The 14,471-nt window shown below is 34.2% G+C and carries 12 protein-coding genes and 4 pseudogenes; 4 read left to right on the top strand and 12 right to left on the bottom strand.

The features are described from left to right. Nucleotides 1–63: 63 nt before the first annotated feature. Both Y7E_RS29515 and Y7E_RS0111070 read right to left on the bottom strand, forming a co-directional pair. Nucleotides 64–250, bottom strand: a pseudogene (locus Y7E_RS29515) (hypothetical protein); the annotation flags it as partial. Between the two features lie 249 nt (nucleotides 251–499). Continuing rightward, nucleotides 500–1,258, bottom strand: a complete 759-nt coding sequence (locus Y7E_RS0111070) for an HAD-IIB family hydrolase (RefSeq protein WP_017151320.1) — start codon at nucleotides 1,256–1,258, stop codon at nucleotides 500–502. 80 nt (nucleotides 1,259–1,338) lie between these two features. On the opposite strand from Y7E_RS0111070, the gene Y7E_RS0111065 reads away from it, so the two are divergent. Further along, nucleotides 1,339–2,028 carry a Crp/Fnr family transcriptional regulator gene (locus Y7E_RS0111065; protein WP_017151319.1) on the top strand — a complete coding sequence of 230 codons (690 nt, stop codon included), beginning with the start codon at nucleotides 1,339–1,341 and terminating at the stop codon, nucleotides 2,026–2,028. A gap of 108 nt (nucleotides 2,029–2,136) precedes the next feature. Here Y7E_RS0111065 and Y7E_RS0111060 read toward each other — a convergent pair whose 3' ends face one another. The 10 genes and pseudogenes from Y7E_RS0111060 to Y7E_RS34270 form a co-directional block, all read right to left on the bottom strand. Next, nucleotides 2,137–2,559 carry a YfmQ family protein gene (locus Y7E_RS0111060; protein WP_017151318.1) on the bottom strand — a complete coding sequence of 141 codons (423 nt, stop codon included), beginning with the start codon at nucleotides 2,557–2,559 and terminating at the stop codon, nucleotides 2,137–2,139. Between the two features lie 53 nt (nucleotides 2,560–2,612). After that, complete coding sequence (gene pdxR, locus Y7E_RS0111055) at nucleotides 2,613–4,046, bottom strand: MocR-like pyridoxine biosynthesis transcription factor PdxR (protein ID WP_017151317.1); 1,434 nt, start codon at nucleotides 4,044–4,046, stop codon at nucleotides 2,613–2,615. Between the two features lie 371 nt (nucleotides 4,047–4,417). Then, nucleotides 4,418–4,612, bottom strand: coding sequence for a hypothetical protein (locus tag Y7E_RS0111050; protein ID WP_017151316.1), 195 nt, complete (start codon nucleotides 4,610–4,612; stop codon nucleotides 4,418–4,420). 400 nt (nucleotides 4,613–5,012) lie between these two features. Then, nucleotides 5,013–6,404, bottom strand: a complete 1,392-nt coding sequence (locus Y7E_RS0111045) for an amino acid permease (RefSeq protein ID WP_017151315.1) — start codon at nucleotides 6,402–6,404, stop codon at nucleotides 5,013–5,015. A 524-nt stretch (nucleotides 6,405–6,928) separates the two neighbouring features. Next, nucleotides 6,929–7,150: pseudogene (locus Y7E_RS0111040) on the bottom strand (oxidoreductase); the annotation flags it as partial. 230 nt (nucleotides 7,151–7,380) lie between these two features. Then, entirely contained in the window at nucleotides 7,381–7,749 is a 369-nt protein-coding gene (locus Y7E_RS0111035; RefSeq protein ID WP_017151313.1) for a DUF4180 domain-containing protein, read from the bottom strand. A 99-nt stretch (nucleotides 7,750–7,848) separates the two neighbouring features. Continuing rightward, on the bottom strand, nucleotides 7,849–8,556 hold the full coding sequence (locus Y7E_RS0111030; RefSeq protein ID WP_017151312.1) for a GntR family transcriptional regulator: 708 nt from the start codon (nucleotides 8,554–8,556) through the stop codon (nucleotides 7,849–7,851). Nucleotides 8,557–8,586: 30 nt separating this feature from the next. After that, complete coding sequence (locus Y7E_RS0111025) at nucleotides 8,587–9,996, bottom strand: glycoside hydrolase family 1 protein (protein WP_017151311.1); 1,410 nt, start codon at nucleotides 9,994–9,996, stop codon at nucleotides 8,587–8,589. 733 nt (nucleotides 9,997–10,729) lie between these two features. Beyond that, on the bottom strand, nucleotides 10,730–11,194 hold the full coding sequence (locus Y7E_RS29510) for an aldose epimerase family protein (protein WP_017151310.1): 465 nt from the start codon (nucleotides 11,192–11,194) through the stop codon (nucleotides 10,730–10,732). Between the two features lie 225 nt (nucleotides 11,195–11,419). After that, nucleotides 11,420–11,677, bottom strand: a pseudogene (locus Y7E_RS34270) (DUF6241 domain-containing protein); the annotation flags it as partial. A 474-nt stretch (nucleotides 11,678–12,151) separates the two neighbouring features. Here Y7E_RS34270 and Y7E_RS31595 point away from each other — a divergent pair. The 3 genes and pseudogenes from Y7E_RS31595 to Y7E_RS34870 form a co-directional block, all read left to right on the top strand. Beyond that, a pseudogene (locus tag Y7E_RS31595) lies at nucleotides 12,152–12,370 on the top strand (L-serine ammonia-lyase, iron-sulfur-dependent, subunit alpha); the annotation flags it as partial. Between the two features lie 273 nt (nucleotides 12,371–12,643). After that, on the top strand, nucleotides 12,644–13,963 hold the full coding sequence (locus tag Y7E_RS0111005) for an aromatic amino acid transport family protein (protein ID WP_017151307.1): 1,320 nt from the start codon (nucleotides 12,644–12,646) through the stop codon (nucleotides 13,961–13,963). A 37-nt stretch (nucleotides 13,964–14,000) separates the two neighbouring features. Further along, nucleotides 14,001–14,393, top strand: coding sequence for a hypothetical protein (locus tag Y7E_RS34870; protein ID WP_313771960.1), 393 nt, complete (start codon nucleotides 14,001–14,003; stop codon nucleotides 14,391–14,393). Nucleotides 14,394–14,471 lie beyond the last annotated feature (78 nt).

The raw sequence follows: 14,471 nt of genomic DNA, 5'->3' as shown, positions 1-14,471 counted from the left end.
CTTGTTCCCTATATTCTTTAAGGGACAGGTAGTTTAACTTTTCTTGAATTCGAATTCGTACAGTTGTGTTGGAGCTGAACATGGACTGCCGTTTATATGCCCTTGTAAACTCTAAATGATATTCTGCATCAGGTAATCCAAACATAACTCCATCCTATCCTTCGTGATTATGAAACTCACCTATCCGTTTTAAGCCTAATCCTTCTTCATAAAGTGAAACTTTAATCAGTGGGTTTTCTTCATCCCCCATTGATTATCAACCCTCACCAATCGGGCTTTTACGGGCAGTTGTTCCCCCACCTACCTTCCTTGTTTCTCTCTGAATCTTGAGGTGTGGGGCTTGCCGCCCGTTAATGCGAAATAAAAAATAGTAATTAGCACCTCTTTTCCCTTTCTCGAGGTGCTAATTACTTAAAAAATCTAATATTTAATCCCTTCACTCCTAACCTTTTGTATCCCTCAGCATGTACACACCTTCTTGTATATTTACAGTTCAAAATTATGCATATATCTCCGATAACTCAATAATTTTGTTCATAATACATTGTTCGTCGCTATGTAAGTTCATCGTTGCAATAGATCGTAACATCCTATGCTCACCAATACAAATTCCCTCTTTTGCATGTAAAAACATTGGTACATCATTTGCATCGTTCCCAAACGCAATGAATGTCCCTTCTTCTATTCCTAGTCTTTGCAATCCCTTCCATTTATGAACACCTAATGGACTTATATCAATAATCCCCTCTTCTTGATGTTCGTACATTTGAACGGGAAGGTCATTAAGTGTTTGTACTACTCTTTCTTTATTACCGTCAGGAAATAGCACAATCTTCACCATCTCTTTGATACAGTCAATTGATACATTCATAGCTAATTGATGAGGATCTATATTACAATAAATCGGATGGGTTTCGCTACCTGTATAGGCATAATCCCAATGACTATCAATTAAATAATTAAGCTGATATGTATCAATTAAAGAACGGAGCTCATTCATTGTCTGAGCATCAAATGACATAACTTCAATAAATTTTCCTTCTTTTGCAACAAATGCTCCATTCCCTCCAATCATGGAATAATGATGCATATGACTTGGTAGCACTGGTAGTAAATCTCTAATTGGCCTAGCAGATGCAAATACAACTTCATGCCCTCTAGCATGACAAACATCTAATGCTTGCACTATACTTTCTGTTAGTGGTTTTCCTTTGAAACAAATTGTACCATCAATATCAAAAATAAAATTCATATACATCGCCCCTTTCTCCTTTCTTTTTAATGTAAAAGAATTCTTATATAATGAACAGGACAGATGTCCGAAAAAGGGGAATAATTATGAAAAAAATTGAAGACGAGTTATTACTAGCAACTTATTTAAAGAACGAGCATGTACAAAAACTTTTTACTAATCTCCATCATCCATTTCAAATTCAAAGGTACAATGCAAGAGAAGTCGTACTACGCGAGGGAGAATCGATTGACGGCTTATATATTCAAATGTCTGGGCGTACGAAAATAACTACGAGCGTTATTACAGGAAAAGCATTGCTACTTCGATTTTGTTCTGCCGTTTCCATCATGGGTGATATTGAACTCATTCAAAATGTAGATATCCAATCCCATGTAAGTACCGAGGAAGAAACAGATTTTATTGTTATTCATAAACATTATGTTCAAAATACACTTTTACATGACGTTGCTTTTTTACAAGAGCTTTTACACCATGTGACCTACAAACTCCAAACATGTACCACTGCTTCACGTATCAATTTACTAGCTTCAGTAGAAACACGTTTTGCTAGCTATTTATGTACAATAAAGAATACTTCCAACCTATTCGGAAGAGAAATTCGCACTACAGATCATCATGAAATCGCCTCGCTCATCGGCACTACCACTCGGCACTTAAATCGTGTCATTGAAAAATTAAGTGAAACGGATACAATTCGCAAAGAACACAAACAAATTATCGTTAATGACTGGGAAACTATTGAACGACTTTCTAATGGTTTAAAATACGAATAATATCGTTATACTAAGTTGCATTTCAAAAAGGAGCAACTCATTCCAATTGCTCCTTCTCTTTATGATTCGTCTTTGTAATGGATTTTAGACTGTCCCTTTGACAATCCGTTAAACTACATCTCCCACTACTAACATAGAACGGTTTTGAAGACTTTTGGAACGCAAACTATACGCAACTACTTTCTTCTTATATTGTTTAACTACATCAACATGATCGTTATAACTATAAACCAAAAATCTAATATCGTTTTTCCCCCTCTTCGTATCAATGATCACTGGAGTGCCACTGCCCTCTGGTGGAAAATAATATTTCTCTAAAAATATTGCTTCGTTAAAGTAATCAATAATTTGAAGTTTATCTTCACCTTCTAATCGGTTGCCGTCAATTGTTACGGTGACAGCCTCACCATTAAGTTGTGGATGCAATTCAAATCTACTGATAAAAGATTCCACAACAGAGGTTGGAAGGCTCGACACTAATATTTTTAGGCCACCGAAAAGAAATAACATAACTATAAACCAGGTCGTCATATTTTATCACCTCCGTTACATGCTAAATTCCTGTTATTACATGACTCATATTTTCATCGGATGCTGTTTAGAGTCTCCGCAAATCTTGTAATCCCTACTTCAATATGGTTTGTATTCTCTCTTCCAAAAGTAAAGCGTACATAATTTTTTTTTGATCCCAAAACACTTCCTGGAAGAAAAGCTACACCATTTTGTATAGCTCTTCCTAATAAATCATATTCATGAACTGACTCCTGCACTTTACACCATAAATGAATTCCACCCTCTGGAACAAGAAAATCAACTCGATCACCTAAGAGTTCACCAAGACTTGTAATTAATTGATTCCTTCTCTGTTTGAGTTGTTTACGAAGCATAGAGATATGTGCATGAAAATTTTCTGATTCTAAAAATTGATTTGCTACCCATTGAGGAAAGACACTATGTCCAAAATCTACTTGCTGCTTTGCATCTGCTAAACGTTCAATGACCCGAGGGGGACCAATAATCCACCCAATTCGCAATCCAGATGCTACGATTTTCGATAATGAACTAATATATAGAACATTTCCATTCGTATCCATGGATTTTAAAGTTTGATTTACTTCTCCATTGAAAGAAGTTAAGCTATAAGGATCATCTTCCACAATTGGTATACCAAATTCAGATGACAATCCCAAAATCTTTTTACGACGAGACAATGAAAGGATCGTTCCAGTTGGATTTTGATAATCTGGATTTAGAAATACCATTCGAATTCGGTGCTTTCTGTGTAAATCTATCAAATCATCTGGATTCATGCCATGTTGATCCACTGGTAAATGAAATATTTTTAGCCCAGCAGATTTAAACATTGGAAGCGAAAAACAATAAGATGGATCTTCAATCGCAATCGCATCTCCCGGCTTAAGCAAGCATTGAACGATAAGGTTAAGCGCTTGTTGAGCTCCTGATGTAATTAAAATAGAATGCGGATTAACATCTATGTTTTTATATTTATCAACATGTGAAGAAATTGTTTTCCTTAACATTTCATTTCCTTGTGGATGATCATAGCCTAAATTTCCTATAAATGTTTGTTCTGAGAGAATTGTACGAAACTGATCAGTTGGAAACAAGTCTGGTGACAATTCACCACTAGCCAAATTAATCAAATCATCCTTTTGCGTTTCCGCTCGAATTTGTTGAACCAATGGCAAATTCGGGAGAAATGAACCATCTTCTACATACCTACCCCAATTTGGAATACGTTTACACGATATCCCCCATATATCTGTGTTTACACGCGTTCCACTTCCTTTTTTTCGCTCTACTACCCCAAGTGATTTTAGTTCCTCATATGCTGCTACTATCGTACTGCGGTTCACTTGCAACTCTTTCGCCAAAGTACGTTCCGAAGGTAACATACTATCTGAAGAAAACTCTCCTGAAGAAATCCCCCGTTCTATATAGTCAGCAATTTGTTTGTAGATCGGCGTCTTGTCTGCACGATTGGGTCTCCATTCCATCTCATTCCCTCTTCCCCTTATCAGCAGGTTTTTTACTAATTGAAATAAAGTTCAAGCGTTAACCTCTGCTTGTTATATACTAAATACTTCTGTAAGTAAGTTAGTTTGAAAGTATTTCCTGTTTGGGGTTCATATAGTTTTCCCTATTCATTCCTAGTTATGAAGATATTCACTCATTCTACAATGTGAATAGTAGTAACTAAACAGACATATAAACCCCTTCTTCTACCACACCCACATACTTGAGGAATGGAACTTCTTTTCGTTAAAAGATAATATAATCTTTCCATCCTTATAACAAAGAATAGTGCTAAGAAATAACCATTCCAACTATTATAATTTAGACTATCTACTTATCGAAAATAGAAAAACTACAAAACGACAACCGCATACCACGTAACTCCTACGAGAAGGCTTAAAAGAAGGACGATATAAATAGCAGACAAGTTCGTCACATTTTGCTTCGTAGACTGACCGTATTTTTCCTCCACGTTTCTTGCCACTAGTACCGTTCCCAAGAGTGATACAATTACAATAATAACGACTAACGAAATTGCAAATTTCATTGGCTTCCCCCTCTCTAAAAACCGTCTATTCGAACAGAAAATCTAATCGTTCAACTTAAAAGTTTATATTTTTCCGGATGAGAACATAACCGAGATACTTAAAGAATACTATCTTTCTCTTTTATAATAAGGGATATTTATTTAAAAAGGACCATCCACTTTACGAGTATAAAATAGGGATTCTAAGGAATTACTACCACTAAAAAGTAAAAAAGAAATGTAAACTTCCTTTTGAAGTTATTAAAAAGAACAATACCAACAAAAAAGCAAACAACCTACTGAGTCTTTCTCATCGGTTGTTTGCTTTATATTAGCTCTCTGATACATTTGGGCTTCTTTATACCTACATCAAAAATTTTTAAAATTATTAATTAGAAAAATGTTAACCAATCAAAGCGAATTAACGGTTAGCCACTTCATTCTCTTTTTTAACATCTACTGGAACACGCTTCCCTATTCCAAAAACATAAAAACTAATGACAACGATCGCTAGGAAAATAATTCCTACAATAAGTGAGATTTGTGTATCTTCATTGAACCACATACCAATTAATACCATAATTAAAAAGACAATCGTTAAATAATTTGTAACAGGCGCAAAAGGCATTTTGAACGGATGATTTTCCATTTCAGCTCCTTTTGCTTTTCTGAATCGAATTTGACTAATCAGAATGACAAACCACGGAACCATACCAGGAAGTACACTTGCACTGTATACATACACGAATAAGTTTTTCGGTGCAATATAACTTAAAATAACGCCAATCGCTAAACCAACTAACACACCAATCGTACCAAATAAAGGCACACCGTTACGCGAAATTTTTGCGAAGTATTTTGGTGCTTGTCCATTTATTCCTAATGTATAAAGCATACGTCCCGCACTGTAAATACCACTGTTACAGCCAGACATTGCAGCTGTAATTACGACAAAGTTAATCAGGCCAGCTGCTGCTGTAATCCCAACTTTCGCAAAAGTTGCTACAAACGGGCTTCCAATCGAATTTAGTTGATCCCAAGGGTAAACAGTTACAATAACAAAAATTGCACCAATATAGAAGATTAAAATACGCCAAATCGTACTTTGAATTGCTTTCGTTAACGTTTTCTTCGGATCTTTTGCTTCACCAGCTGTAATCCCAATTAATTCAACACCTTGGTAAGCTCCAACAACTAGTGATAGAGCAAAGAAGAATCCTGACCAGCCGCCCGTAAAGAAGCCGCCATTTTCCCAAAGGTTAGATAAACCGATTGCATTCCCTCCGTTACCAAATCCGAAGAAAATAAGCCCAAATCCCGCAATAATCATTAACACAATGGTAACGATCTTAATCATTGCAAACCAAAATTCAAATTCACCAAATGATTTAACAGAAATTAAGTTCGCCGCACCAAGAATCACCATTGTGATAATACCTGGCACCCAAGCAGGCAGATCCGGGAACCAATACTGCATATATGCCCCAACCGCTATAATTTCTGACATTCCGACGATTACCCACTGGAACCAGTTACTCCATGCCGTCATATACCCTGCTAATGGATGTATATACTTATGGCCAAATGTCGCAAATGAACCTGTTCCTGGCTCTACATACAACATTTCTCCCATCGCACGCATAATGAAAAATATAAAAATACCTGCGATTGCATAAGCAAGCATTACTGACGGGCCTGTCCATTGAATCGTGCTGGCTGAACCCATAAATAAACCAACACCAATTGTACCGCCTAAAGCAATCATCTGAATATGACGCGCTTCCAATCCCCTTTTTAGTTCTTTATTTGCCACTCCATTTCCTCCTCATCCACGATTCATAAGCGAAATACGATACTACAATTCCTATTAGGTAAAAAATCATAAAGCAAGCGTCACTTTTGTCTCTCTCTTAAAAGATGCCCTAAAATCATTCCCCGCTTCCTTCTAATCATTCATAATAGTGCGAAAATTCACCCATCTCTCCTTCGTCATAAAATTAAAAAATTACTTATTTCATAATAATTTATTTATCTGAAAAATACAATTACTTTTCCTGGAAATTAATATATGTAAATTAAATAAAAAATAACATCTATATTAGAAATACAAACCATAATTTCAATATAATTGAATTTATGTGAAGATTCCCTCAAAAAATTCACATCCGCAGAAAATCGCGACGAATGCTCATTTGTAATTGAAGCTAATGTTAAGCATCGGCTTCAAGCTTCTATTAATAACATTGGATAATATCAAAAAAGAACACCTAGAAAGCCTCTTATATAGGCTATTCATCGGCATTCTTTTTAATTATACAATCTCACTTTATATAAGACTTATATTTCAAATTCCTTAATTTTTGCATTCGGACTCAATACTTTTTCTGGATTAAACTCTGCTACTGGCTCTCCATTTTTCACTTTGTTGACCCAATCATGGTTAGCCAGTGCTCCTCTACCTAAAGTAATCACATCCGCTTCGCCTTTTCCAACGATTTCTCTCGCTTTTTCTGAATCATGGAAACTGCCATTTACAATTACAGGCAACTGACTATATTTTTTTGCTAGTGCAGCAAGCGTTGGGCTTTCATCATTTTCTCCTTTAGAAAAAGCTGGTAAGGATAAGAACCCCTTAGTGAATAAGTATTATTTTTATTAGTAAATACAGTACGTGAAATTATTTATGTTTAACTAAAAAAAGCCCCTATGAAAGGAGCCAATTATTTTACACGATATTGTTCTAATTCTTTCACTTATACCTTCGGGACCTAAAGTGATCTTTCCATCTTCTACTTCAACGTGCTTAACTTTTCAATCGCTTGTTGTTCAGTTGGTAAGAAAAAGATATCGTATCCGCTGTTACATTCATAGATGAAGTCTTTTAAGCTTTGACTTGAATACGCAGAAAAATCCCCAATAATTGCAACCTTCACTCGATAATTGATGAACTTCTGAAGGATTTGGCCTGCAAGTCGTGTTTTCAAATCAAAAAAACTTTCGCTTAGTAGAGATTTGCTTATAACGATACGATTGCAAGCTGCTTCATATTGTATGGTTGCCATAAAATCCAAAGCTGACTGAACATCCCGTATTAATATCTCATCGCTTCTCACGACGGCAATATTTTTCCCACCTACTTCTACCTTCTCTATATTCATAATTACCCTCCTAAAAACTATATGGAAAGACCAGGTTTTGTGTACAAATATTTTTAACTTGATGAATTTGTACTTCTCTATCTCGAGAGAAACTTCACTTTATTTAAAATTAATTCGATTTAAAAGCTTAGTCTTTTGATAGTGGAACATAGATTGAGATAGCTCAAAGACCGTTCCATTTACAAGGTGTACTGTATTTTCGATTAGAAGTACTGGATCATGTTCATGTATTTCTAATAATTGTGCACTTTCTTTATCTGCTTTTTCGCAACTAATTACTTTATCAGCAAATCCGATATTGAGCTGTAAATCTTCAATTAAATAGCTGTATATGGATTTCAATGCAATTTCTTCATTTAAATATGGAACAATATCTTTTTTAAAGAAGCTTATTTCAATAGAAAACGATTTACCGTCTACAATTCGTAATCGTTTTAAAAAATATAGCTTCGTTCCTAACTGACATTGCATCCGTTTTGCTATTGTCTCATTGGCCTCTATTACCTTTAATTCTAATACTTTCGTTTCAATATTTTGCGAAGCAAGATTTTTTGTTAAACCACGTAGACTTCCTAAATTAATGTAATCTGTTACAGACGTTTCTCGTAAAAACATCCCACTTCCTTGTACTTGAAAAATATACCCTCTATTGACAAGCTGACTAACAACTTTACGTATCGTATTTCGGCTCACTTGAAATCTATTCATTAATGCTTCTTCTGTTGGTAATTTTTTCGTCTCATCGAACATTCCATCGCGAATATCTTTCTCTAAAATATCGGCAATTTTTTTGTACTTTACAGTCATATTCCGTCTCCTAAAATTCTCTTTTCCTTTTTATAACTCTTCTCCTCTCGTTTCGATAATATGCTTATACCAATGAAACGAAAGTTTCTTCTTACGTTTTAAGTTATCATTATGGTCAACAAAAATAAAGCCATATTGCTTTTTATAACCATTTAACCAACTTAACAGATCAATCACTGACCATGCATAATACCCTTTTAAATGAATCCCTTCTTGAATCGCACGCTTTACAACTTTTAAATGCTCTTCAATATATTTAATTCTTGGAACATCTACAATTTCTCCATCAATGATTGGATCTTCATCACCAAGTCCGTTTTCTGTCACGTACATTTTAATATCACCATATCGGTCTTTCAACATATGCAAGCCATCTAAAAATCCTTCTGATGATATTTCCCATCCCCATTGTGTATATGTTTTATCTTCCATCTTAACTGTTCGGTAAAATCCATCAAAAGAAGGGTTACCTGGTGCAAGAGTAGAGCTCTCTCTAGAATGTTCCTCATTCTTAATATCTTTACTATATCGTTCAACTCTTATAGGTTGATAATAATTCAAACCAATAAAGTCATTTTTCTCAGCATTTCGTTTTATGATTTCTAATTCTTCAATCGTCCAATTAGGTGTCCAGCCCTTTTCTTTTAATTGTTGTACAACATAAGATGGATACTCACCTTTCAATACTGGATCATAATACCAAAATGTTTCATATTCATTTGCGTGATTTGCTGCTAGTATATTTTCTGGCTGATTATCCACACTATACGCAGGTAAGAAAACATGTGTAATCCCAATCTCTCCATATTGCTTTAATTGCTTGTACAATTCAACAGTTTTAGCATGCGCATAGAACACATAGTGAGTAGCTTGAAAATATTTCGGCTCATCATTTTGGATGCCTGGTGGATGTGCTCCTTTTAAATATCCTAATCCACAAAACATAACTGTTTCATTAAATGTAATCCAATGCTTGACCCTATCACCGAATGCTTTAAAGCAAATTTCTGCATACTTTACAAAAGCCTCTGCTGTTCGCTTATTCGTCCATCCACCATCTTGTTCTAGTGTTAACGGTAAATCCCAATGGTACAGGGTAACAAACGGAACAATCCCATATTGTAAACATTCATCAATCACTCGGTTATAAAATTCTATCCCTTTTTCGTTTACCTCTCCATCACCAGTCGGTAAAATACGGGCCCAAGAAATAGAAAAACGATAAGACTCTAGTCCCATTTCAGCCATTAATCGAATGTCTTCTTTATATCGATGATAATGATCAACAGCTACATCACCATTTGTCCCATTGTATGTTTTACCAGGAATTTTTGAAAACATATCCCAATTCGTAACACCTTTTCCATCTTCATTCCATGCACCTTCTACTTGATAAGAAGCTGAAGCAGCCCCAAATAAAAAATCATGTGGAAACTTCAAAACACATACCTCCATTTCATAGCAATAAATTAAATTTGTATACACTTATTAAATTTATGGGTACAAATTCAATAAGTATAATTATAACTCAATCTACAAACTTTTTCTACATAGCTATTATGAATAAACGGATCTCCTTATTTATCATTTCTCAGATTTACCTGATTCAACTGAAGAAACAAGAAAAAACACTAACATTTTAACTCGACTCCTAAAGAAATAATTTATTATGAAGATAATCACAAAAGTTAGCAAACAAAATTGTTCAAAAGTAATTTAATGTACCAGGGTCTGCGTAACAAATACCGTGTGCTCTACGTAAAATCAGCCACTAAAAAATAAAAAAGAGCCTGCTATGGCTCTTTTTTATTTTTTAGTATTTTTACCTTGGATAAATTTCTCTTATTCAAATTACCATTATTTATAAATTCCGAAAAATATTCACACATAAATAGAAAAAAAGTTCGCTACTAACAAATCACATAAGATTAGGGTTCTTTGAATTAGTTGCACACTTTTTTGTTAAAAATTTCACAAAAATAACTTAAGATATTTATTAACTATTAATGTTTAAAATGGATTCAACAACCTTTAAATGATACTTCTATTGTACATAAATTGGAAAAATCAAACACTATTTTTAACAACTTATTTTTCTCCAACAATTTCTTTTATTTCAGATAGAGTAGCTGCTTCCCCTTTAAATCTTGTATCTATAATCAATGTATAAAAGTTAGATTAATGTAAAAGAATATTTCGTCTTAGTTGTATAAACTTGATTTGCTTCTAATATATATGAAGGGAAATTAGGATGATCAATCATATTCGGCGGTTTTTGTGTTTCAAGACACAGTCCTAAATATTTCTTTGATTGTGTTCCTCTTATCCAATAATCATTTTCTAACATATTTCCACAGTATAAAACAACACACGGCTCATCGGTCTCTATTTCAATCTTCCTTCCACTTTCTCTGTCTAATAGCGAAAGTGCTTTTTGACTATTAGCTTTAATTAGAAATGGATGATCATATCCTCCACCAACGATTTTAGTTTGCAGATGTTCAGAATTCACTCCTTGTAATATTTGACGGCCCTTTCTAAAATCAAATACAGTCCCTTCCACTGGTAATACCTTTCCTGCGGGAATAAGAGAAGAATTAATTTCGAGAAAACTGTCACTGTTTAAAATTAACTCCATTTTGATCAATCTTTATTCAAAATGGAGTTTTTATATTGTGTGCTAGTTTAGATTATGTAACTTGTTTTTTATCAAACTTAATTCAAATGCTACAGGTATCTTAGTTTATATGCATCTTGAGCAACTAATCCTTTTAAATTTACTAGACCAAAAAATAAGCCTCCCTAAAGGGAAGCTTTTCATAATTTATCTTTGAGGTTGCTCTTGCAAATCACCTGTCATAAATTAATCTCCTGCAATTTTTTCTCCGAATTTGTTTAAAATGAACGCTTGTTCATCTACGAAATTCATTACACCAGTAGCTTTACTGTCGCGGCCATCTTGTAATTCTCAAAAATAATTATGGTCGTCTACAATTCTACTAAAATCCCTATTTACCCATCTCTCAGCGATTGCTAAAAGTTCTTCTTTCTTTTCGAAATTGCTATGATTTAAGATGTCCCTTACCCTCTCAGCATTCTTTTTGGACATCGGAGCGGCACCCCGAAAAGAAGTTCCTTTTTTCTGAAAAATGTATATAAATTCAATATTAATAATATATATCCGGAAAACTGATTTTATATTTCCTTAATTTATTCCTTTCCATCTAGATTAATCATATATTACAACAGCTTTCACGTCTAAAATAAGATGTTTCAACAAAGGAAAATATAAGTATCTTTATAATGAGTTCCCAATATAATCAATGTGTTAATCAAAGGAACTCTGTGTTATTTTTGCTTTTCTACTAACTAATACAGCTTCAAACAATGGACACAATTGCTACATAATAACTGTAATTTATTATCTATTCAAAATTCTGTTTATTCAATCTTTCTAAAAATAAAAAAATATTAATTTTATAAATATACACGTTATAATGAGGATGTCGAGAGAAAATCTATTACCTCGGAGAAAATATCAAACTGATACGATTACTTTAAGAAAGGTGTGTGATCAGAAGGGGAATTTATTCAAAATGCTTTAGTAGCAGCGGATATCGCATTAGCTGGCGTAAACAATATCATCAATGCTGACGAAGTTATTGAAGCGATGTATAGAGTTGGAGGACAAATGCCTCGCAAATTAAGAGAGGCAGGTTTAGGTGGAATTGCGGACACACATACAGGTATTACCATTAAAAGTAAAAAAGAGAGAAACAATGAAAGCAATAAACAGTTATTAGAAATATTGTGAAGTAGTTAGTAATTCTATTCTCTATTGTTCCCTTAAGGGTGTTTTTATATTGAGAGCCAGTATCACTAAAGTATACTACTATGCAATTAAAATGTTTTGTGAACGCTAACAAATCCATCAGGTTGATGACTCGCGAATTTTTCGATTTTGATTAACTTAGAAGAAGGACACACGATGTGGCGCACCCTGTAAGCAATTCATTTTTCAAGAATGGTCTATATTCCTAAGCCTTAAAAAGAGACGTAAGAATAGGATACAAGGAGGAATTATTAAATGAATGGGAATACTGCAAAAAAAATAGAATTTCAAGCTGAAAATACTGCAGTAAAAAATGAGAAATATCCAGATCCTAAAAAGTGGCATAAACAGGATACTACCTGGGCATTGAGCCTTTTTGGAACAGCAATTGGAGCAGGAGTACTCTTTTTACCTATTAATGCAGGTTCAGGTGGTTTATTATCATTACTGTTAATTACCATACTTGCATATCCTGTTATGTATTACTCACATAGGGCGCTTGCTAAAATGATATACGCTTCCAATTCTGCTGATGAGGGGATTACAGGTACAATAAGAGAGTATTTTGGAAATAAGGCAAGTATAATTTTTAACATAGTATATTTCGGCTCAATTTATACTATTGTGCTGATGTATTCGGTTGCACTTACAAATACTGCAAGTAGTTTTATCGTGAATCAATTGCACATGAAGGAGCCTCCAAGGGCCATTTTATCGCTTGTATTAGTACTCGGTCTTATAGCTATACTAAATTTTGGTCAAGATATCACTGTAAAGATAATGAGCATGCTAGTATATCCTTTCATAGCTTCTCTACTTTTTATCGCAATATCTTTGATTCCACAGTGGAATACGTCAATGCTTAGTTTTTCAAGTGTTTCTACTGCTTCAACAGGAACAGGATATTTTGGAACGATATGGATGATACTACCAATCATAGTATTCTCGTTTAACCATTCTCCTCTTATTTCGTCATTTGTTGTGAAACAGAGAGCTACCTATGGAATAGAAGCTACTGATGCCAAATGTGCTCAAATACAAAAAGTTTGTTATATCATGACATTCGCTGTTGTTATGTTCTTTGTTTGGAGCAGTGCATTGAGTTTGACTCCAAATGATCTTATAATGGCAAAAGAACAGAACTTGTCAATCCTATCATATCTTGCTAATGAGCTTAATTCGCCTCTAATCACTATTGCAGCTCCTATCATTGCTTTTATGGCTATAACAAAGTCCTTCCTTGGCCATTATATAGGAGCATATGAGGTAATGCGTGACATGATTATCAAGTTCAGTAAAACACGCGGAAAAGATATAGAAGAAAAAACAGTTAAGACAATGATCCTTGCTTTTGTCGTATTAACATGCTGGTATGTTGCTTATACAAATCCAAGTATTCTTGGACTCATTGATGCCCTTAGCGGTCCGTTAGTTGCTGCTATCTTATGTCTATTACCAATGTATGCCATCCGTAAAGTACCAGTACTAGCTAAATACAGAGGGAAAATGAGCAATGTATTTGTCATTGTTATAGGTGTACTTACTGTCCTAGCAAGTATTAAGTCATTATTCTAATTCACTATTGTTGGTTCTAGTGTAAAAATAGTGGGATATGAAAAAAGAACGAAAGATTCCTAGTGGAATTGAATTTTATGTTGTTAAACCAAAGAGATCATGGATAAGATATATCTGTTTTTGGACAGACTTCTCCCCCTGGAGAGTTTGTCCTTTTTTGTTCATATGCATAACTTCTATTTCAGCAATCACTTTTTTAGCTGTTTGCATCGGCTTAGCAATGCTAGAAAACGTTTGGAATCAAGGAACCCAACATTATATCCAGGAAGATTTAGCAGAAGCTCGCAATTTTCTTACTGGTTTGCTTCCATCAATTGAGAACATTTATGATAAGTCAAAGGCTGGTAGTCCCCAAAGAACGCTTTTAGAAAGAAGAATAAAAGCGTTGAAACTAGCTATTCAAGCGATTGATAATTTTTGTGATAAATAACTTATCTAACCAAATAGAGTGACGGGTTGGATTTGAGTCTAATATTTTATTTTAATAAAAACTTTTTTATGATATGAA

Source organism: Bacillus bingmayongensis, assembly GCF_000299035.1.
Taxonomy (GTDB): Bacteria; Bacillota; Bacilli; order Bacillales; family Bacillaceae_G; genus Bacillus_A; species Bacillus_A bingmayongensis.
The sequence above is the reverse complement of the archived record's forward strand: the minus strand, read 5'-3'. Positions and strand labels throughout refer to the sequence as shown.